The sequence below is a fragment of the Enterobacter sp. RHBSTW-00975 genome (assembly GCF_013615235.1).
Lineage (GTDB): Bacteria > Pseudomonadota > Gammaproteobacteria > Enterobacterales > Enterobacteriaceae > Enterobacter > Enterobacter ludwigii.
The window spans coordinates 2,855,687-2,874,308 of record NZ_CP055883.1 but is presented as its reverse complement, the minus strand read 5'-3'; the positions used below and the strand labels follow the sequence as shown (position 1 = coordinate 2,874,308).

The window sequence follows — 18,622 nt, the reverse complement described above, 5'->3', positions numbered from 1 at the left end:
AATATTCCTAAAAAAATTCCTAATGCTTAAGTGAGGCAAAAGGGTATCTCTCCTGCCAAACCCGCATGCGGCGCATGTTGTCCCTCATAACTAAATTTATTATGTACCAAATATTATATTCGCCATGAGAATATATGCTTGTCATACAAAATGGTTGAGGATAGTGTTTTGTGTACATCAGATTTCCTGGTGTAACGAATTTTCAAGTGCTTCTTGCATAAGCAAGTTTTGATCCCGGCCATCCCCATGACCGGGATTTTTTTCGTCCTAACGATTTGCTTCAGACACGCTAAAATCGTGTATATCAAGCTCGAAGGCCTCCGCCAGTTCACGGTAGGTGTGATAATCCCTTCCGTTCACAATGACCCTGTCTGAATTGTCGTCTGAACGACGGACTTCTGACTCACTGATCTCATTGATGGCGGCCAGCAGGGCATCGACATCCACCTCAACCTCGCGTTTGATGGTGTCGCTGTACTCTTTGTCGGTCTTCATTACGGGGTACCTCATTTTGCCGTCTCCAACCGTAAGTATAGACTGCGCACAAAAACGCCATTCACACCGGGCAGCGATGCCAGTTAAGGCGTTTTGTTCTACACTGGCTCAAAACCAGAGGAGGAACGTATGAAGGTCAACGATCGGGTAACCGTTAAAACGGACGGTGGGCCACGCCGCCCGGGTGTGGTACTGGCAATTGAAGAGTTTAGTGAAGGCACGATGTACCTGGTATCACTTGAAGACTACCCGCTCGGCATCTGGTTTTTTAACGAACTGGGACACCCGGATGGCATCTTTGTAGAGAAAGCGCAATAGCATGGCGTCGGGTGGCGACTGGCGCGCCCGACACTGTCCACAGAAGCAAAAATCTCTGGCCAGGCCAGAGATCAAAGGTAGGGTGCAAAGGGTTTTTTTAGCGACTAACGCATGTTGACGAAAATCCCGTTCGTCACATTATCGGTGAGGCGTACCACGTGATAGATCACTTGCTTATTATGCGTTTTAATTTTCCTTTTAATATTTCCTTTATGTGACGAAACGGTTTTGGCTTTAATATTCATCTGGTCTGAGATCTGAATAGTCCCTTGCCCTGCCATCCACATTCGCAGCATGCTTGATTCAGTCCTGCTTAATGATAGGGTGGGTAAGTTAACCGCTCCTACATTTTTAACTTCTTTATTCAAATAATCACCCAGAATGTCATCCAGCGACTCTGGTTTAATCGATTTAGAACTGATCAATAAATTTTTACGAACCAACAAATACTCATCGAAATGGATATTCGCGATCGCCATAAAAACAATAAACAGGGTTTTTGGATGCTGATTAATGATTTGCTTAATGTGCTGACTGTTGGCTGGATCGTGAATGAAACAGTCCTCATTAATAAACACCACGCCTGGTTTAAGTTCGTCACAAGCGGCTGCGAGTTCGTCAACGGTGTGTGCATCGTTGATGTCTCTCTTTCTTACCCCTCTGCTTGCCAGGTACCCGGTTAACCCTAGCCGGGTGTAGCTGCATAAATCCATAATGATCGTTGACATGGCATACCCTCACTCAATGCGTAACGATAATTCACCATCTGCCTGAGAGCTCATAACAGCCATACGGGATGGAAAAAATTAATAAACCTGTGAGCATGACAAAGACTTTCAGGCGGACTCACTATCCCGTAAAGTTACGTATAATTTGCCAGGAATCTTCTTAAAGTAAAGTAAATATTAAGTATTGTGAGGTGGTTAGAAACAATTAAACCGCGTCAGATATATCCTGGAAGATGTTTTTCACGTTTTATTTTAGGAATATCCTCAGAAAGACAATATCAACTGTGAGGGCTATTATTTACGCGGTAGCTCACTGACAATATCTGCTAACAGATTGAATATCTCGCCGAATAAGTGCTCACAGAAGGGGGCGATAAGGGGCATCAGTAATGACATTAATAAAATACCGACCGTCAGCGTCAGCGGAAAACCAATGACGAACACCGAGAGCTGCGGTGCCATTCGGTTGAGTAAGCCTAAGGCGAGGTTCACGGTCAGCAGCAGGGTGATGATCGGCAGCGCCAGCATCAGGCCGTTCAGGAAAACAAGCCCGGCCGCACGCGTAAGCGCCAGAAACGCGTTGCTGTTCACCGGGTTTTCCCCAATCGGCAGCGTATGGAAAGTATCCACCAGCATGGAGATGAGCCACAGATGGCCGTTAAACGACAGGAACAGCAACATGGCGAGCAGATCGATAATGCGCGCCAGCACCGGCATGTTGAGGTGGCTACCGGGATCCACAAACGTGGCGAATGATAAACCCATTTGCAGGCCAATCAGTTCGCCGGCGGTCCGCACGGCCGCGAAGGCAAGCTGCATGGTAAAGCCTACGGCCACGCCAATCATCACCTGTTGCAGTGCAACCCACACCGCTTTCGCCGAGACGATCGGAATATCCACGGGCGGGAGAGAAGGGGCGACGATAATGGTGATGATGATGCCCAGCCCCACTTTGACGCGCTTGGGTATCGTTTTCTCACTGAGAATGGGGGCCGTTGTAATCAGCGCCAGGATACGTAGCATCGGCCAGAAATAGACGCCAAGCCATTGAACCCACTGGTCACTGGTGAAGTGCAGCATCGTCGGGTCAGCCGATGATGTACGGCAGATTGGTAAACAGGTTGCGCATATAGTCCAGCAACAGGTTCAGCATCCACGGCCCGGCAACGATAATCGCCACGAACACGGCGATGATTTTTGGGATAAATGACAGCGTCATTTCGTTAATCTGCGTGGCGGCCTGCAGGATACTGATAATCAGACCGGTCACCAGCGCGACAAGCAGTAACGGCGCGGCAACGGCTATCGCGATTTTCATCGCTTCCGTGCCCATCATCATGACCGATTCTGGCGTCATTACGGCTCCTTAACTGTAGAAACTCTGCGCCAGCGAACTGACCAGCAGTTGCCAGCCATCGACCAGGACAAAGAGCATGATCTTAAAGGGCAGGGCAATGGTGGCCGGGGGCACCATCATCATCCCGAGCGCCATCAGAACGCTGGCGATCACCAGATCGATAATCAGGAACGGAATAAAGATGGTAAAGCCAATCTGAAAGGCCGTTTTCAGCTCACTGGTGACATACGCAGGCAGCAGAATACGCATCGGAACGGCTTCCGGTCCCTGAAGCTCGCCGGTATTGGACAGGCGGGCGAAGAGTGCCAGGTCTGCTTCCCGGGTCTGGCGGAGCATAAACTCCCGCAGCGGCTGAGCCCCTTTATCGAGCGCTTCCTGCATGGAGATTTTATCTTCGCTAAACGGCTGGTATGCGTCGGTATAAATCTTGTCGATAACCGGCGACATAATGAAAAAGGTTAAAAACAGCGCCAGACCCAGCAGTACCTGGTTAGGCGGCGCGGACGGGGTGCCCAGCGCATTGCGCAGCAGACCAAAGACGATGATGATTCGGGTGAAGCTGGTCATCATCAGCAGGATCGCCGGAATAAACGTCAGCGAGGTGATGAAAACCAGCGTCTGCACCGGCAGCGACCAGCTTTGCCCACCGCCTGCAAGAGGGGTTGAGACCAGACCGGGCAGTTGTGCGTAAACCGCAGGGGCAAACAGGCCGACGCCCGCAAGCGTAAGGGATAACAAACGGCGCATCAGGATCTCCCGGAACGCTTAAGCAAACTCTTCATGACGGACTGAAAATCCGCAGGGACTTCTGCGCGCTCGTCACCCGTTGCCGGGGCTGGCGGCAGTTTATGCAAGACGTTGATGCTGGAGGCAGTCACGCCCAGAACCAGCCGTGCATCTTCCACATCGACAACGACCACGCGCTCGCGTGGCCCCAGTGTCGTGCTGGCGCTGACCTTCAGACCGCGGGTACCGGCGGTTTTACCCGCCAGGCCGAAGCGCTTCGCCAGCCATGCGGCGATAAGAATAAAGGCAATAATACCGAGCAACGCGCCACTCACCTGGAGCAGCGGAGAGCCGGGAACGGCAGAGGGCTGTGATATTGTTGCCTGGGTTTTCATGCTTAACGGCTCAGACGACGCATACGTTCAGATGGCGTAATAATGTCGGTGATGCGCACGCCGTATTTATCGGCAACCACCACGACTTCACCCTGGGCAATGAGATAACCGTTGATCAGAATATCCAGCGGTTCGCCGGCGAGACCGTCAAGGGCCACCACGGAACCCTGCGTCAGACGCAGCAGCTCTTTAATGGTCATGCGGGTGCGGCCCAGCTCCACGGTCAGCTTAACCGGGATATCCATAATCAGATCTATATCCTGCAGCGTACCGCTGACATCGCCGCCGCCGAGCTGCTGGAACACAGCATCCGCTGCACTTTTGGCCGGAGTCGTTTTTTGCTCGTTTAACGCGTCAGCCCACAGATCGTCCAGTGCTCCGCTGTTTTCATCGGACGGATTGTTCATGTCACTCATTTGGGCTGTTCCTCATTCAGCGAATTCAATATCGGGTTGATCAAGTGCTCAACGCGTAACGCATACTGACCGTTAATTGTGCCGTACTGACTTGTCAGCACGGGGACACCATCCACATGGGCAATAATGCGGTCGGGTTTTTCTATCGGCAAAACATCGCCGGGTTGTAATTTCAGGATCTGGGATAAGCGCAGCGGGATATCCGCGAAGCTCGCCACCAGCTCAAGCTGAGAATGCTGAACCTGGCGCACCAGGTTTTCACGCCAGTTCTGATCTTCGTTGCGTGAGTTCTCCAGCGGCGGGTTGACCAGCAGTTCACGCAGCGGTTCGATCATGCTGAACGGCAGGCAGATGTTGAACTCACCGGTCAGGTTACCGATCTCCACATGGAACGGGGTATTCACGACGATATCGTTCGGGGAGGTGGTGATATTGGTAAATTTCACCTGCATCTCAGAACGTACGTACTCCACTTCCAGTGGGTTAATCGCTTTCCACGCGTCGCTGTAAGATTCCAGTGCCAGCTTCAGCATGCGGTTGATGACGCGCTGCTCGGTGTGGGTAAATTCACGCCCTTCCACTTTGGTCGGGAAACGCCCGTCGCCACCAAACAGGTTATCCACCGCAATGAACACCAGGCTTGGCGAAAACACCACCAGACCTGTGCCGCGCAGCGGTTTCAGGTGGATCAGGTTAAGGTTCGTTGGCACCGGCAGGTTGCGGGCAAACTCATGATACGGCTGGATGCGGATCGCACCGACTGTGATATCCGGGCTACGACGCAGCAGGTTAAACAGCCCCATACGGAACTGACGTGCAAAACGTTCGTTAATGATCTCCAGCGCCTGCAGACGTTCACGTACTACGCGGCGCTGGGTATTGGGATCATAGGGACGAATATCGCTATCGCCGCCAATACCCGGTTGCGGATCATCGTTCTTATCGCTGTCGCCGTTAAGAAGCGCGTCGATTTCTGCCTGAGAAAGAATACTGTCGCCCATGTCGTTACCGCAGTATGAAGGCTGTATACAGAACGTCAGTGACTTCCTGCTTGGGTTGACCGTTTACCAGCGGGGTCGCCAGCGTCTGTTTAATGGCGTCGACCAGCTTTTGCTTACCGTCATCGGTAGCAAGCGTTGAGGCGTCCTGACGAGAGAACAGCAGCAGCAGACGGCTACGCACTTCAGGAAGATAATCATTCAGGCGCGCACGCGTGGCTTCATCTTTCAGGCGTAACGTGATACCCACATACAGCACACGATCCGCATCACCCAGATTCACGGTGAAGGTATCCAGTGGGAAGAATACCGGTGCCGGCGGAGGAGGCGGTTCGGCTTTGGCCGCAGCGGTAGAAGGTTCCTGCTGCATACGCCAGTAACTATAGCCCGCGGTAGCGCAGGCGGCGAGCGTGATTAACACCAGCAGCGGGATCCAGATGGAACGCTTGCTTTTTTTGGTGATCGCGGAGTCAGTCATCTGATACGAGCTTCCTGTTTCGGTACAGCTTAATAAGGTGATTATCCCGTGTCCTGCTGTCGTCAAAGCGTGGAAAAGACGGGGATAATCACGCTACCTCTGGCGTTTAGGCAAAGATGTCTACGGCACTGTTGCCACGCGCCGCGGATTGCAGGGCGGCAGGGGCAGGCAGTAACTCATCGCTCTCATCATTAAAACCGCTGGTATTACCGGAACGTGAAGCCTGTTGCTGCTGTTGAGAGGAGGACTGCTGCTGTCCGGCAAAGCTCTCGCTGCTGACACTGCTTTGCGCGAGCTGAATGCCACTCTCAGCAAGCGACGTGCGCAGGACCGGCAGTGCAGCTTCCAGGGCCGCACGCACGTGGCTGTGCGCCGACACCATTTGCAGTTGTGCCTGGTTATCATCCAGTTTCAGGGTAATCTGAACCTGGCCCAGATCTTCCGGGTGCAGACGCAACTCTGCGGTCTGCTGGCCCTGTTTCGTGAACAACGTAATGTGCTGACTCAGGGATTGCTGCCACTCCTGGGTTCCCAGCGGCTGGCTCAATATCGGTGCCGTGGCAACGGTTGCGGCAGCGTGGCTGGTGACGTTGCTGGAAATGACGGGCGCAAGCGTTGCGCTCGGGGCTGTTGAAGAGGGTGAACTGGCGAGATCCTGCTTCTCAGCGGCGGCGGCCACGATCGGGGTCGCCGGTGCGTTGACTGGTTGAGACGGATCGGCGTTTTGCGCCTGCGCCTGATAAGTCGACGCTTGTTGCGCTTTTTCATGGCCCGCCAGCAGGGTGCTCATGGACTGTTGACCTGCACCATTTTGCGAAAGCGCGGCAGCGTTCAGCGTTGATTTCGCCGTCACGCCAATACCTGTCGCGCCAGAGGCCACCGGCGTTGCCGTCTGCTGGTGGGGCAGCATCGCCATCAGCGCGCTCAACCCTGCCAGCTCTTCTTCGCTCAGCTCGCTTTTGCTGTCATCCTGCGTTTTCACCGCGCTCAGGGTCTTCAGGGCATCACCTTTTGAAACCGGCACCAGCCCGGAAACGAGGGTTTCCAGTGGGGTGGCTGCTGTCGGTTCATCGCCTGTCAGGGCTGGCTGACGCGAGAGCAGGTTGGCTATTTTGTCCTGCAGGGTGTTCTCTCCCCCGGCTTCCTGAGCAACTTTTGACAGCTTACTGCCGGCTGCTTTCAGGTCAGCCAGCGTCAGCGGCGCATCGTTGCCCTGGCCTGTTGCGTCAGTCAGGGCGCCTGCCAGCAGAGAAAGAAAGTCTTGTGCACCGTCGGTGCCTTTCCCTGTTTGCATGCCGCCCGACAGGTCGCTGTCGGTCATCAGCAGTTGTTGCAATGTGATCATTCCGGTTTCCTCATTGATGCGCGCTGGGCAAACTCATCCATTTTCTTCTGATCCAGACGGTTTTCCGCCAGGGTCGTTGCCGCGATCTGTCGGTCCTGTAAGGTCTGCCAGGCCTGCAGTCGCTGCTTTTTCTCGCGCCAGAAATTCAGCGCGGTGTCGACTTTCTGGGTCCACTGGTTAAGCTGCTGGCGATGCTGTTCAATCGCCTTTTCCAGTGTCTGAATAAACTGCTGATAGTTAATCCAGCGCTGGCTTCCAATGCCCTGTGTCATATCGGTATTGAGGTTGGTGCGATATTCATGCTGATAGTCGATTAACATCTTCAACTGCTCTTCAGCCTGCTGGCACCCGCGTCGCATTGCGCCAAGCTGCAATGCGGCATCATCAACTTCTTTCTCAGCCAGATCTTTCAGCGTTGATAACGCGCTGTTTTGCGCCATGACCTTCGCCCTCCACCTGTGTTACACCTGCGGGAAAATCAGCTCCAGTGCCTGGAGTGAGTCTTCCCAGTCGGCGCGTTCAAAAATACCTTGTTGCAAAAACGCCTCCAGCTGCGGCCACAGACTAATCGCTTTGTCGAGCATCGGGTCGCTGCCTTTGGCATACGCCCCCACGCTCACCAGATCGCGGTTGCGCTGGAAGCTGGAGAGGAGTTGTTTGAAGTTACGCACGCGGGCGTAGTGCTTCTCTGTTATCAATGCCGTCATTGCACGGCTGATTGATGCTTCGATATCAATTGCCGGGTAGTGGCCGGCTTCGGCCAGACGGCGCGATAACACAATATGACCGTCGAGGATCGCACGCGCGGAGTCGGCAATCGGGTCCTGCTGGTCATCGCCTTCGGTCAGAACCGTATAAAAAGCGGTGATTGAGCCGCCGCCGCTGATGCCGTTTCCTGCACGTTCGACCAGCGCCGGGAGCTTGGCAAAGACCGAAGGCGGATAACCTTTGGTCGCCGGAGGTTCTCCGATGGCGAGAGCGATTTCACGCTGCGCCATCGCATAGCGGGTCAGGGAGTCCATAATCAGCAGCACGTGCTGGCCGCGGTCACGGAAATCTTCCGCGATACGGGTGGCATACGCAGCACCCTGCATACGCAGTAACGGTGAGACATCCGCCGGTGCGGCGATGACCACCGAGCGGGCACGGCCTTCTGCACCGAGAATGTTTTCAATAAAGTCTTTTACTTCGCGACCACGTTCACCGATCAGACCCACGACGATGACATCGGCCTGGGTGTAACGTGCCATCATGCCAAGCAGGACGGATTTACCCACCCCTGAGCCGGCAAACAGGCCCATACGCTGCCCGCGGCCTACGGTCAGCAGGGCGTTAATCGGGCGCACGCCGGTGTCGAGGACATGTTCGATGGCGGTACGCTGAAGGGGGTTAAACGGCTGGGTGATCAGCGCGCCGGTTTCGGTGGTGTCCGGCGAGGGCAGACCGTCCAGCGGTTTACCGCTTCCGTCCAGTACGCGGCCAAGCAGGGCAGGGCCAAGCGGGAGCTGTTTCCCGCTTTGCAGTCCATCGCCGCTGATGTTTTTCGCATACACGCGCGCCCCGGGCAGAATGCCTTCAACTTCTTCAAGGGGCATCAGGAACAGGCGCTGGCCGTTAAAGCCGACGACTTCGCTCTCAACTTCACGCGTCTCTTGTCCATCCTGACGCTCAATCACGCAGGTGGCTCCCAGCGGAAGCTGCAGGCCAGTGGCTTCCAGCACCAGGCCGGTGGCCCGCGTGAGTCGTCCGTAACGGCGAACGGACGGCAGCTGCGTCATCTTCGCTTCAAAATTATCGAGCGTGTTGAGCCAGCGGGTGAGGCGTGCAGTCATCAGACGACTCCCGGTGCTGCCAGGCGGCACAGTTCCTGCCAGCGGGTCGCAACGCTGGCATCCAGGTCACCTTCATCGGCAGAGACCTTGCAGCCTCCGTGATGCAAGGACGGGTCGCCGCGCAGACGCCAGCCGTGCAGGCTCAGCGTCGCGCCCAGACTCTCTTCCACGCGCTGGAGGTCGTCCGGATGCACGCGCAGCTGCGGTTTCCCACTGAACAGCGGCTCCTGCTGAAGCAGACCCTGAATTTGTTTAATCAGCGCGGTGTTGTCCACCGCCGGCGCGTGGCCGATCACCTGACGGGCGGCTTCCAGCGCCATCTGCATCAACCTTGAGGCAATGACGCTGTCTAGCGCATCCAGCGTGTGCTGAAACTCGCTGACCAGCTGCTGCATACGGGCGTGAAGCGGAGCCTGTTGCTGGCGCGCCTGTTCAATGCCGTGTTCTAACCCTTTGGCCAGACCTTCCTGATACCCCTGATCGTGGCCTTTCTGGCGTCCTTCGTTCAGGCCAGCCGTGTAGCCCTGCTCATGGGCCTGCATCTGCAACTGGGCCAGCATCTGCGCGCGCTGCTCTTCTTCGCTCAGCTCAGGCTGCTCGACGTCCGGGTCGCCCTCTTCGGGCGACAGCACGGCGGGTGTAAACTCTGACAGGGGAGGCGCCAGATCGTCGGGCGTCCAGCGCTTCCACGGCAGTTCATTAGACATAGGTGTCGTCTCCGCTGCCAATCACCATCTCGCCGGTTTCCGCCAGACGACGAACGATAAGCAGGATGGCTTTCTGTTCGTTTTCCACCTGAGACAGACGGACCGGGCCACGGTTGGCAAGGTCGTCGCGCAGGATATCTGCCGCACGCTGAGACATGTTGCGCAGGAACTTCTCGCGCAGCGGCTGCTCGGCACCTTTGAGGGCGATAAGCAGCGACTCGGAGTCCACTTCCTGGAGGAGGCGCTGGATGCTGCGATCGTCCACTTCGACCAGGTTTTCGAACAGGAACATCTCGTCGATAATTTTCTGTGCCAGCTCGCCGTCGAATTCGCGAACGGCGGTAATGACCGCTTCTTCCTGCTGCGTTTTCATCAGGTTGATGATCTCTGCCGCCGTTCTCACGCCGCCCATTTTGCTGCGCTTGAGGTTCTGGCCATCGAGCAGGTTGTTCAGCACTTCGGTCAGCTCCGCCAGCGCGGCTGGCTGGACACCACCGAAGGTCGCGATACGCAGCATCACATCGTGACGCAGGCGCTCTTCGAACAACGCCAGAATATCGGCCGCCTGGCCACGTTTGAGGTGGACAAGAATGGTGGCGATAATCTGCGGGTGCTCGTCGCGGATAAGGTCGGCGGCACTCTGCGGCTCCATAAAGTTGAGCGTCTCGATACCGCTGGCGGTATCGCGCGTTTCCAGAATGTCTTCCAGCAGGCTGGCAGCACGCTCTTCGCCCAGCGCCTTGACCAGCACGGAGCGCAGATAGTCGTTGGCGTTGACGTTGAGCGCGGCAAACTGTTCGGCTTCCTGCTCAAATTCAGACAGCACTTCCGTCAGCTGTTTGTTAGAGATCTGGCGTACGTTTGCCATTGCCGCACTGAGAATCTGTACTTCGCGTTGCGAGAGGTGTTTGAACACCTCGGCCGCACGGTCTTCGCCAATGGTCATCAGCAGGATGACGCTTTTATCGGTGCCTGAAAGCGTGTTACTCATGTTCGTTACCCATCCACTGGCGGATGACCAGCGCCACGACGCGCGGATCGTTATCTGACATTTCGCGAATGCGCTGGCTCATGACCTCGGCGCCCATACGCTGGTTAGCACGGCGTTGCTGCATCTGTTCGTCTTTGCTGAGGCGAACTTCAACCGCATCTTCCACTTCCTGACGGGTACTGACCTGTTCGCGCGCCGCTTTTTCAGCTTCAGCACGACGCTGGAGCTGAGGACGAATGCCCTTACGCCACAGCAGCCACGCGACAATCAGAACCAGCAGCCAGCGACCTGCGGACAGCAGCTGATCGATAAACGCCTGCTGTTGCCAGAACGGCAGTTCACCACCTGACTCTTCAACCGAATTGAACGGTGAGTTCACCACGTTGAGCGTGTCGCCGCGCTTCTCGGAGTAACCCATCGCTTCACGGGTCAGGTCTTCAATCTGTTTCATCTGCTCGGCGGTCAACGGCAACGGCTTGCCATCCGCCAGTGTCTTGTAGTTCACCACCACCGCAACCGACAGACGCTGTACATCGCCCACGTTCAGTTTGGTGTGGCGGATAGTACGGTCCACTTCGTAGTTGGTGGTTTCGTTACGACTGCTGGTACGCGGACCGGCGGTGCTGGCTGTTGATGTGGTCAGCTGATTCGTTTGCTGACCGTTCTGCTGATTAGCCGGTGGCGTTGAGATTGGTGCCGCGTTAGCCGGTGCTGGCTGGTTAGACAATGCGCCTGGCACACCGCCTGGGTATGCGCCGCCAACCTGTTCGTTTTCATTGACCTGACGAGAGCGCATTACCGCCTGAGCCGGGTTGCCATTCGGGCTGTATTGCTCTTCGGTCTGTTCTTTATTAGAGAAGTCAATCTGCGCGGTAACCTGCGCATGCACGTTGCTGTTACCGACGACCGGGCCAAGGATGGCTTCGATGCGACGCTGCACGCGACCTTCCACATCCGCGGCATATTTCAGCTGCGCGTCATTCAGATCGCGGCCTGCGGTATTGGACTGGGTCAGCAGATGACCACTTTGATCAACCAGCGTCACGTTACCCGGCGGGAGACCGGCAACGGCGCTGGAGACCAGATGGGTCACCGCGCTGATTTGTCCTTCATCCATTGCACGGCCAGGCTGGAGGTTAACGGTGACGGAGGCCGACGGGGATTTCTGCTCGCGGACAAACAGGGAGGGTTTAGGCATGGCCAGGTGCACACGGGCACTCTTCACCGGACCCAATGTTTCAATCGTACGGGCCAGCTCACCTTCCAGCGCACGCTGGTAGTTCACCTGCTCGCTGAACTGGCTGATACCGAATTTTTCCTGATCCAGCAGTTCAAAACCTACCGCACCGCCCTTTGGCAGTCCCTGTTGCGCCAGGCGCAGACGAAGTTCGTGCACCTTATCAGCCGGTACCTCCAGCGCACCGCCGTTATCCGCAAAGCGATAAGGGATGTTCATCTGGGTAAGCTGGGTGACGATGGCACCGCCATCCTGATCGGAAAGGTTACTGTAAAGCGTGCGGTAATCAGGGCTTTTCGCCCACAAGACCATCGCTACAAGGATCGCAATTGCGGCAGCGCCTGCCACGATCAACGGGATTTTAGGATTCGCGCGAAGGCGGTTCATCCACTCGAGTGATTTATTTTGTGGCGCTGTCGATGCTGTTGCACTCATTGCGCACCTCTTAAATCCTGGTGGTTTACGTTATTCGTGTAGAGAAACAAAACTGACTCCCGGGTCGGCAAACACGACAAAAGTTCCATATTGATGGCCCTGCCATTATTTGATGATTCAGGATTTTCTATGCGTCAAATAACCTGGTTTTTTCACGCTATTTACCGCCATTATCTTATTGACAAGCTGTTAGTCTTGACCCCGTAAAAAACCATTCAGGGGAGAGTCATGGCTATACAGGGTATTGAAGGGGTGATCAGTCAGTTGCAGGCAACGGCGATGACGGCCCGTAATCAGAATGTGGCAGAACAACCGAGCATCAGTTTTGCAGGACAACTGCACGCCGCGCTTGACCGTATCAGCGATACCCAGACCGCCGCACGTACTCAGGCGGAGAAGTTCACCCTCGGCGAGCCGGGCGTGGCACTGAATGATGTGATGACCGATTTGCAAAAAGCCTCGGTTTCCTTGCAGATGGGGATTCAGGTGCGTAATAAGCTTGTGTCTGCTTATCAGGAAGTGATGGGGATGCAGGTTTAAGCCCCGTCGATCTTCGCTGGCAGCCCAAGCGCTTTAATGCCACAATATTTTTTTCTTCGAATGCAGGAAAGATGATGAAAAAAATAGCAATTGCTGGCGCGCTGCTGGCACTGACCGGGTGCGTTCAGGTGGATAACTATCAGGAAGTGATCAAACACCCCGTCCCGGCGCATCTGGCAGGGTACTGGCAGTCAAAAGGGCCGCAGAGCAAAATGGTGAGCCCAGAGGCGATTGCCACGCTGGTGGTGACGGAGGAGGGCGATACGCTGGACTGCCGTCAGTGGCAGCGCGTGATCGCTGTACCGGGTAAAATCATGCTGCGTTCAGACAGTTATTATAACGTCACCCGCAAGCTGGATATTTATCCGCTGGAGCGCGATGGCTCTGTTCTTGAGTATGATGGTATGGAGCTACAGAAGGTCGATCGCCCGACGGTAGAGTGCGCAGATTATCTGAGCAAAAATCCGCTGGAGAGTAAACTTCCGTAGTGCATGTTGCCGGGTGGCAGCTTCGCCTGACCCGGCATTCAATTCACGTCAGATGCTTTTACAACTACAACGCATCCTCAATCACCCACACGCTGACGCTTCCACCTTTGCAGGTAAAGGTGCCTTCGCCATCCGCTGCGGTAGTGACCGTTTCTTCGCGATTGCCGAGAAAATCACGCCACGTTTTGTTGCCGTAGTTTTCACCCAGACAAATCACTTTCTCGCCGTCATCGCCATTCGACATCACCACCACACAGCCAGGATCGTCTTCGGTGCCGCTGCGGCTGAAGGCGATACAGTTTGGGTGATCGAAGAACAGCGTCTGCACGCCGTGGGCAAAACGCTGGCGGGCGAGGATCAGCTCGTGAAGCTGCTCGATGACCGGCATATCAATATGGTAGGTTTCGCCGTCACCGCCCGTATCGTCATAGCTGGCACCGAATAAATCCGGATAAAAGACGCTGGGCACTCCGTTTTCACGCAGCAGGATCAGGGCATAGGCCAGCGGTTTAAACCACGCTTCAACCGGCGCTTCCAGTGCCTGCAAAGGCTGAGTGTCATGGTTGGCAACCAGAGTTACTGCATGGAACGGATCGGCTTCGACCAGGGTGCCGGTAAAGATTTGGCTCATGTCGTATTCCCGACCCTGGCGCGATGCTTCGTGGAATTTCATCTGCAGGGGGGCATCGAACAGCATCGTCTTGCCATCGACCTGGTCAATATAGGCCTGCAGTTTATCCACTTCGTGGGACCAGTATTCCGCCACGATAAACAACGGTTGCGTTGCGACTTCCTGAACGTGCTCAATCCACTCCTTATAAAACCAGGCGGGAATGTGTTTGACGGCGTCCAGACGAAAACCGTCACAGCCAGTTTGTTCCATGACCCAGCGGGCCCAGTATTTGATCTCCTCGGTGACGGCATGGTTGCGAAAATCAATGTTTTCGCCCATCAGGTAATCAAAATTACCCATCTCATCATCAACCTGGTCGTTCCAGCCTTCACCGGTGTAGTCGTTGACGATTTTAAAAATGCCGTCTTCATCGGGGTTTTCAATATGGTCGACGCCGCTGAAGCATTTGTAATCCCAGATAAACTGCGAATATTGCCCGGCACGGGCAGGGAAGGTGTAGCGTGTCCAGGCTTCACACTCAATGATCTCATCGTCGATCTGCGTGCGATCCTGTTCGTTGACGCGCTGAACGCGGACGGGTTCTTTCTCGTCTGCGCCCATTTTGTGGTTAACCACCACGTCAAGGAGGACGGCGATCTCATTACTTTTGAGTGCGTCGATGGCCTCCAGCAGCTGAGCTTTGTCACCGTACTTGGTGGCGACGCTGCCTTTCTGGTCAAACTCACCGAGGTCGAAAAGATCGTAAGTGTCGTATCCGACCGAGTACCCGCCGGATGCGCCTTTACAGGCTGGCGGCAACCAGATCATATTGATGCCGATTTCGTTAAGATTGGGGGCTAACGCCGTGACCTCTCGCCACAATTCACCGCCCGCAGGGTAATACCAGTGAAAACATTGTAACAGGGTGGGGTTTTTCATCGTCCGTGCTCCTTAATGAGAACACAGAGAGTATGGGTGAGATGCGCAGAAAACGCGGATGAAATAACGAAATATTATTCATCCGCGAGAAGTCATATCCGATCTAGAGATCGGTAGGGAAGAGAACATTTCCTGATAGACGTCCATAAGTTGAATTCAGATTATGTTGTCTTGACGTTTGCCCCACCAGAGCCTTTAACTCATCCATGCGCTGTTGAAGCATGGTTTTTAACTCGACTTCATTATCGAGGATCTGTTTCAGGATAGGGCGGATTTGAGCCTGTATATGAGGCGGGATCTCGCTGGCGTCCTGAAACATTGTGAGTTTTTCAACCGATGTAAGATACTCAACCTCATAATCGATAAGTTCATCCCAGCGCCCGGCTCTGGTTAACACGAGCATGGTGGTACTGGTTTTTAATAATTGTTGATAATGTTGTAGCAACCCGAGATGGACTTCCATTAGTAATTATCCCGCAAATTTTGAGAATTGGGGCCTATCTCTTTCCAGGCTTCAGCGATGTTATTGAGTAACTCCACCACTTCATTTATGGCATTGAGATCATTATTGAGGTTGGCCTGTAAAAGACGCCTGATCATATAGTCATAAAGACTGTCAAGATTTGCAACCAGGTCACCACCAACTTCATGATTCAGGCCTGACTGCAAACCATTACTGATGATGTTGATTGCTTTACTTAACGCCTGCCCTTTACCGGGAATATCACCTTGTTCAATCAGTATGGCCGCTTTTTTCATAGCGCTCAGTGCGCCATCAAAAAGGAGCACAACCAGTTGATGTGGACTTGCGCTCAATACGGCGGATTCGACTCCGACCTGGGCGTAAGCCTGTATTCCCGATTTTGTATACATAGTAAAACCTCAATTCATCAATTATTAACCGTTCATTGCATTGAACTGTTGGGTCAGGTAGCTTCCAGTCTGATCCATCTTTGAGACAAGCTGGCTCAGGCTGGTAAATTGCGTTTTATAACGTGCCATAGTGGCTGTGATCTGAGCGTTAACCCGATCGTATTCATCTGAAAGTTTTTTTAGCGTCTTATTGATTCCGGCAGTGGCGTTTTGCACAGACCCATCCGTACCAAGCATATCTTTCAACAAGCCACTGGTTTGTGTTGCAAAACCTGTTGTTTTTCCGTCTCCGGAAAGAAAAGAGACAACATCGGCAGTTTTTTCATTCAATGCTTTGCCAAGCTTGGTGCTGTCCACTGTCAGTTTGCCAGTCACATCTTGTGTTATACCAAGTTGTGATAACGTTGCCAGATCTCCGGTCCCCTGGCTTGTAGAAATCATTGAACGCAGGCGTGTCTGGATATTGCGAAGCGTCCCATCACCCAGCAGGTCACCATTACTGGAATCCTGCGAGGTATTTCCCTGATCGACCTTGGTATACTTTGTCTGATTTGAAATTGTTGTCTGTAAAGAGTTGTATGCGTCAACGAATGCCTGAATAGCATCGGTCATCGGCTGGTTGTCTTTAACAACTGATAATGTTTCAGGGCTGCCTTTATTTGTCTTGGAAAGATTTAATGTCACACCTTCCGGAGCATCGGTAATGGTGTTGCTGCTACGGGTAATTTCGATCCCGTTAATCTTCACCTTTGCGTCAGCTGCCGAAACTTGTTCACTCATCACGTTGGTAGAACTGGTTGGGTCATAGCTAATGTATTTCGCCAGCTCGCTATCATCTGTCGTGATAGTCATCTCATTTGTTGTTCCGCTATCACGGGAAGTGAGTGCCAGATAGTAGCTGTTGTCATCCGCCTTGATAATACTGGCACTAACACTGCCTTGTTTAGCATTGATAGCGTCACGTACGTCAGCAAGGCTAGTTTTATCACTGGCAAGTGTGATGGTTAAAGGATCTTTCTGGCCCGGTTGGGTGATCGTGATAGCGCGAGAACTCATGTTACTGTCACCCAGGTCTGTATCCTTATTGCTTACCTTAGGGCTTAACAAAGACTGAGCCGCTGCCAGTTGTGACACCTCAACAGAGTAAGAGCCTGCCGCAGCACTACTGGCAAGTGTTGCACTAAATGCCGTGTTTGTACTGGATACCTTTGACTGTGCAATTGCTGAAGTATTTTTTAACGCATCAGATGCTGTCTGCAGTTTCGTTAACGCAGTCTGCACCACCCCCCACGCTGTCAGTTTGGCTTTATAAGAACTTTGCTGCGTAGTAATGGGCGTCAGCTTGGTTTGCTCAGCAGTCTGTAAATTGTCATACAACGTATTGAGGTCTAACGAAGTACCCGCGCCGAGTGAACTAATACTTGCCATTTTTTCATCCTTTATTGAGACAATCGCTGGATGCTCTATCGGCAGAAACGAGGAAAAGATTAGCTTTTTTTTAAAAATATAATGCGCAGATAAAGAGGGATAAATTCAGGCAGTTCAGACTTTAAAAAAAAAGCTCTTTTTTTCTAAAGATTGGAAAAGTGGTGTCGATAATCACATTGACGGTGAGAAAACCGTGGGCAGATGCCTGAAACCGACAACTATTTAAAGGAATACATCATGGCTGTTATCAATACTAACACCCTGTCTCTGATGACTCAGAGCAACCTGAACAAATCTCAGTCTTCTCTTGGAACAGCAATTGAACGTTTGTCCTCCGGTCTGCGTATTAACAGTGCAAAAGACGACGCAGCGGGTCAGGCAATTGCTAACCGCTTCACTTCCAACATCAACGGTTTGACCGTTGCTGCACGTAATGCCAACGACGGTATCTCTCTGGCACAGACGGCTGAAGGCGCGCTGAGCGAAATCAACAACAACCTGCAGCGTATTCGTGATCTTACTGTCCAGGCGCAGAATAGTTCAAACTCCGCTTCTGACATTGACTCTATTCAGTCTGAAGTGAATGAGCGTATGAAGGAAATTGATCGTGTTACCACTCAAACAGATTTTAACGGAAAAAAAATCCTTGATAACTCCACTGCAGCTGCAAAGGGCTATGATTTCCAAGTAGGCTCTAAAGATGCTGAGACTATTGGTATTTCAATCAGCAGTGCTTCAGGTTGGAATTTAGCCTCTGCGAATGCAGATGGTACAACCACAGCAGTAGCTGCTGGTGTATATGTGAACACTGTCGCTGCAGCAACATTAGAAGACGTGGATGGAACTGCAGGTAATCGTAAAGTTGCTGCTGTAGGTTTTGACGTGCTGAGTGGCAAAGTAACTGGTGCAGCACTAGGTGCAGGTAAACCGCTCGAAGATATTGACGCAGCGATAAAAGCAGTTGATACCCAACGTAGTTCTCTCGGTGCTTCTCAGAACCGGTTCGAATCTACTATTACCAACCTGAACAACACCGTCAACAACCTGTCTGCTGCTCGTAGCCGTATTCAGGATTCTGACTACGCGACCGAAGTGTCCAACATGTCTCGTGCGCAGATCCTGCAACAGGCTGGCTCTTCTGTTCTGGCTCAGGCCAACCAGGTTCCGCAGACCATGCTGTCCCTGCTGCGTTAATTCGCACTTTATTGAAAAACCCCGCTTCGGCGGGGTTTTTCTTTATTTATGTAAGTGTAACTCCACAAATAACCCCTCATTTCACCCAC

The 18,622-nt window shown here is 53.4% G+C and carries 23 protein-coding genes; 4 read left to right on the top strand and 19 right to left on the bottom strand.

Features of this window, described 5'->3' with window-relative positions:
* Positions 1-267: 267 nt before the first annotated feature.
* A complete protein-coding gene (yodD, locus tag HV340_RS13815) occupies positions 268-495 on the bottom strand; it encodes a YodD family peroxide/acid resistance protein (RefSeq protein WP_008500310.1) in 228 nt (75 codons plus the stop codon).
* A gap of 129 nt (positions 496-624) precedes the next feature.
* On the opposite strand from yodD, the gene dsrB reads away from it, so the two are divergent.
* Positions 625-813: a protein DsrB gene (dsrB, locus tag HV340_RS13810; protein ID WP_020883333.1), complete on the top strand. Its 189-nt coding sequence runs from the start codon at positions 625-627 to the stop codon at positions 811-813.
* A 104-nt stretch (positions 814-917) separates the two neighbouring features.
* Here the strand turns inward: dsrB and rcsA are convergent, their stop codons facing one another.
* From rcsA to fliF, 14 genes are all read right to left on the bottom strand, one after another.
* Positions 918-1,541: a transcriptional regulator RcsA gene (gene rcsA / locus HV340_RS13805; RefSeq protein ID WP_008500313.1), complete on the bottom strand. Its 624-nt coding sequence runs from the start codon at positions 1,539-1,541 to the stop codon at positions 918-920.
* 294 nt (positions 1,542-1,835) lie between these two features.
* Entirely contained in the window at positions 1,836-2,621 is a 786-nt protein-coding gene (gene fliR / locus HV340_RS13800) for a flagellar biosynthetic protein FliR (protein ID WP_063924795.1), read from the bottom strand.
* 7 nt (positions 2,622-2,628) lie between these two features.
* A complete protein-coding gene (fliQ, locus tag HV340_RS13795) occupies positions 2,629-2,898 on the bottom strand; it encodes a flagellar biosynthesis protein FliQ (protein ID WP_008500315.1) in 270 nt (89 codons plus the stop codon).
* A gap of 9 nt (positions 2,899-2,907) precedes the next feature.
* On the bottom strand, positions 2,908-3,645 hold the full coding sequence (gene fliP / locus HV340_RS13790) for a flagellar type III secretion system pore protein FliP (protein WP_008500316.1): 738 nt from the start codon (positions 3,643-3,645) through the stop codon (positions 2,908-2,910).
* Positions 3,645-4,019 (bottom strand): flagellar biosynthetic protein FliO, encoded by a 375-nt coding sequence (gene fliO, locus HV340_RS13785; protein ID WP_025203802.1) that lies wholly within the window; start codon positions 4,017-4,019, stop codon positions 3,645-3,647. Before fliO ends, fliP begins: the two co-directional genes overlap by 1 nt.
* Before the next feature lie 2 nt (positions 4,020-4,021).
* The gene (fliN, locus tag HV340_RS13780; protein ID WP_014170738.1) at positions 4,022-4,435 is read right to left on the bottom strand and encodes a flagellar motor switch protein FliN; all 414 of its coding nucleotides are present in this window, start codon (positions 4,433-4,435) and stop codon (positions 4,022-4,024) included.
* Positions 4,432-5,436: a flagellar motor switch protein FliM gene (fliM, locus tag HV340_RS13775; RefSeq protein ID WP_014170737.1), complete on the bottom strand. Its 1,005-nt coding sequence runs from the start codon at positions 5,434-5,436 to the stop codon at positions 4,432-4,434. Before fliM ends, fliN begins: the two co-directional genes overlap by 4 nt.
* A 4-nt stretch (positions 5,437-5,440) precedes the next feature.
* Positions 5,441-5,911: a flagellar basal body-associated protein FliL gene (fliL, locus tag HV340_RS13770; RefSeq protein WP_020883336.1), complete on the bottom strand. Its 471-nt coding sequence runs from the start codon at positions 5,909-5,911 to the stop codon at positions 5,441-5,443.
* Positions 5,912-6,017: 106 nt separating this feature from the next.
* Complete coding sequence (fliK, locus tag HV340_RS13765; RefSeq protein ID WP_063924796.1) at positions 6,018-7,256, bottom strand: flagellar hook length control protein FliK; 1,239 nt, start codon at positions 7,254-7,256, stop codon at positions 6,018-6,020.
* Positions 7,253-7,696: a flagellar export protein FliJ gene (fliJ, locus tag HV340_RS13760; RefSeq protein ID WP_014170734.1), complete on the bottom strand. Its 444-nt coding sequence runs from the start codon at positions 7,694-7,696 to the stop codon at positions 7,253-7,255. The genes fliK and fliJ overlap by 4 nt, the downstream gene beginning before the upstream one ends.
* Before the next feature lie 21 nt (positions 7,697-7,717).
* A complete protein-coding gene (fliI, locus tag HV340_RS13755) occupies positions 7,718-9,088 on the bottom strand; it encodes a flagellar protein export ATPase FliI (protein WP_032678467.1) in 1,371 nt (456 codons plus the stop codon).
* The gene (fliH, locus tag HV340_RS13750; protein ID WP_032678466.1) at positions 9,088-9,795 is read right to left on the bottom strand and encodes a flagellar assembly protein FliH; all 708 of its coding nucleotides are present in this window, start codon (positions 9,793-9,795) and stop codon (positions 9,088-9,090) included. The genes fliI and fliH overlap by 1 nt, the downstream gene beginning before the upstream one ends.
* Positions 9,788-10,786 carry a flagellar motor switch protein FliG gene (gene fliG, locus HV340_RS13745; protein WP_014170730.1) on the bottom strand — a complete coding sequence of 333 codons (999 nt, stop codon included), beginning with the start codon at positions 10,784-10,786 and terminating at the stop codon, positions 9,788-9,790. Before fliG ends, fliH begins: the two co-directional genes overlap by 8 nt.
* The gene (fliF, locus tag HV340_RS13740; RefSeq protein ID WP_063924797.1) at positions 10,779-12,458 is read right to left on the bottom strand and encodes a flagellar basal-body MS-ring/collar protein FliF; all 1,680 of its coding nucleotides are present in this window, start codon (positions 12,456-12,458) and stop codon (positions 10,779-10,781) included. The genes fliG and fliF overlap by 8 nt, the downstream gene beginning before the upstream one ends.
* Before the next feature lie 228 nt (positions 12,459-12,686).
* On the opposite strand from fliF, the gene fliE reads away from it, so the two are divergent.
* A complete protein-coding gene (gene fliE / locus HV340_RS13735) occupies positions 12,687-12,998 on the top strand; it encodes a flagellar hook-basal body complex protein FliE (RefSeq protein ID WP_014170728.1) in 312 nt (103 codons plus the stop codon).
* A 74-nt stretch (positions 12,999-13,072) separates the two neighbouring features.
* Positions 13,073-13,486, top strand: coding sequence for a lipoprotein YedD (yedD, locus tag HV340_RS13730; protein WP_020883340.1), 414 nt, complete (start codon positions 13,073-13,075; stop codon positions 13,484-13,486).
* A 64-nt stretch (positions 13,487-13,550) separates the two neighbouring features.
* Here yedD and amyA read toward each other — a convergent pair whose 3' ends face one another.
* The 4 genes from amyA to fliD form a co-directional block, all read right to left on the bottom strand.
* A complete protein-coding gene (gene amyA / locus HV340_RS13725; protein WP_020883341.1) occupies positions 13,551-15,038 on the bottom strand; it encodes an alpha-amylase in 1,488 nt (495 codons plus the stop codon).
* Positions 15,039-15,141: 103 nt separating this feature from the next.
* Positions 15,142-15,501 carry a flagella biosynthesis regulatory protein FliT gene (gene fliT / locus HV340_RS13720; protein ID WP_063924798.1) on the bottom strand — a complete coding sequence of 120 codons (360 nt, stop codon included), beginning with the start codon at positions 15,499-15,501 and terminating at the stop codon, positions 15,142-15,144.
* On the bottom strand, positions 15,501-15,911 hold the full coding sequence (fliS, locus tag HV340_RS13715; protein WP_063924799.1) for a flagellar export chaperone FliS: 411 nt from the start codon (positions 15,909-15,911) through the stop codon (positions 15,501-15,503). The genes fliT and fliS overlap by 1 nt, the downstream gene beginning before the upstream one ends.
* Before the next feature lie 24 nt (positions 15,912-15,935).
* A complete protein-coding gene (fliD, locus tag HV340_RS13710) occupies positions 15,936-17,339 on the bottom strand; it encodes a flagellar filament capping protein FliD (RefSeq protein WP_063924800.1) in 1,404 nt (467 codons plus the stop codon).
* Positions 17,340-17,576: 237 nt separating this feature from the next.
* On the opposite strand from fliD, the gene HV340_RS13705 reads away from it, so the two are divergent.
* On the top strand, positions 17,577-18,533 hold the full coding sequence (locus HV340_RS13705; protein ID WP_063924801.1) for a flagellin: 957 nt from the start codon (positions 17,577-17,579) through the stop codon (positions 18,531-18,533).
* Positions 18,534-18,622: the final 89 nt, after the last annotated feature.

Excerpts from the sequence above, each read along its gene's own strand:
- yodD (WP_008500310.1), bottom strand. The coding sequence starts at position 495 with ATGAAGACCGACAAAGAGTACAGCGACACCATCAAACGCGAGGTTGAG.
- dsrB (WP_020883333.1), top strand. The coding sequence starts at position 625 with ATGAAGGTCAACGATCGGGTAACCGTTAAAACGGACGGTGGGCCACGC.
- rcsA (WP_008500313.1), bottom strand. The coding sequence starts at position 1,541 with ATGTCAACGATCATTATGGATTTATGCAGCTACACCCGGCTAGGGTTA.
- fliR (WP_063924795.1), bottom strand. The coding sequence starts at position 2,621 with ATGCTGCACTTCACCAGTGACCAGTGGGTTCAATGGCTTGGCGTCTAT.
- fliQ (WP_008500315.1), bottom strand. The coding sequence starts at position 2,898 with ATGACGCCAGAATCGGTCATGATGATGGGCACGGAAGCGATGAAAATC.
- fliP (WP_008500316.1), bottom strand. The coding sequence starts at position 3,645 with ATGCGCCGTTTGTTATCCCTTACGCTTGCGGGCGTCGGCCTGTTTGCC.
- fliO (WP_025203802.1), bottom strand. The coding sequence starts at position 4,019 with ATGAAAACCCAGGCAACAATATCACAGCCCTCTGCCGTTCCCGGCTCT.
- fliN (WP_014170738.1), bottom strand. The coding sequence starts at position 4,435 with ATGAGTGACATGAACAATCCGTCCGATGAAAACAGCGGAGCACTGGAC.
- fliM (WP_014170737.1), bottom strand. The coding sequence starts at position 5,436 with ATGGGCGACAGTATTCTTTCTCAGGCAGAAATCGACGCGCTTCTTAAC.
- fliL (WP_020883336.1), bottom strand. The coding sequence starts at position 5,911 with ATGACTGACTCCGCGATCACCAAAAAAAGCAAGCGTTCCATCTGGATC.
- fliK (WP_063924796.1), bottom strand. The coding sequence starts at position 7,256 with ATGATCACATTGCAACAACTGCTGATGACCGACAGCGACCTGTCGGGC.
- fliJ (WP_014170734.1), bottom strand. The coding sequence starts at position 7,696 with ATGGCGCAAAACAGCGCGTTATCAACGCTGAAAGATCTGGCTGAGAAA.
- fliI (WP_032678467.1), bottom strand. The coding sequence starts at position 9,088 with ATGACTGCACGCCTCACCCGCTGGCTCAACACGCTCGATAATTTTGAA.
- fliH (WP_032678466.1), bottom strand. The coding sequence starts at position 9,795 with ATGTCTAATGAACTGCCGTGGAAGCGCTGGACGCCCGACGATCTGGCG.
- fliG (WP_014170730.1), bottom strand. The coding sequence starts at position 10,786 with ATGAGTAACACGCTTTCAGGCACCGATAAAAGCGTCATCCTGCTGATG.
- fliF (WP_063924797.1), bottom strand. The coding sequence starts at position 12,458 with ATGAGTGCAACAGCATCGACAGCGCCACAAAATAAATCACTCGAGTGG.
- fliE (WP_014170728.1), top strand. The coding sequence starts at position 12,687 with ATGGCTATACAGGGTATTGAAGGGGTGATCAGTCAGTTGCAGGCAACG.
- yedD (WP_020883340.1), top strand. The coding sequence starts at position 13,073 with ATGAAAAAAATAGCAATTGCTGGCGCGCTGCTGGCACTGACCGGGTGC.
- amyA (WP_020883341.1), bottom strand. The coding sequence starts at position 15,038 with ATGAAAAACCCCACCCTGTTACAATGTTTTCACTGGTATTACCCTGCG.
- fliT (WP_063924798.1), bottom strand. The coding sequence starts at position 15,501 with ATGGAAGTCCATCTCGGGTTGCTACAACATTATCAACAATTATTAAAA.
- fliS (WP_063924799.1), bottom strand. The coding sequence starts at position 15,911 with ATGTATACAAAATCGGGAATACAGGCTTACGCCCAGGTCGGAGTCGAA.
- fliD (WP_063924800.1), bottom strand. The coding sequence starts at position 17,339 with ATGGCAAGTATTAGTTCACTCGGCGCGGGTACTTCGTTAGACCTCAAT.
- HV340_RS13705 (WP_063924801.1), top strand. The coding sequence starts at position 17,577 with ATGGCTGTTATCAATACTAACACCCTGTCTCTGATGACTCAGAGCAAC.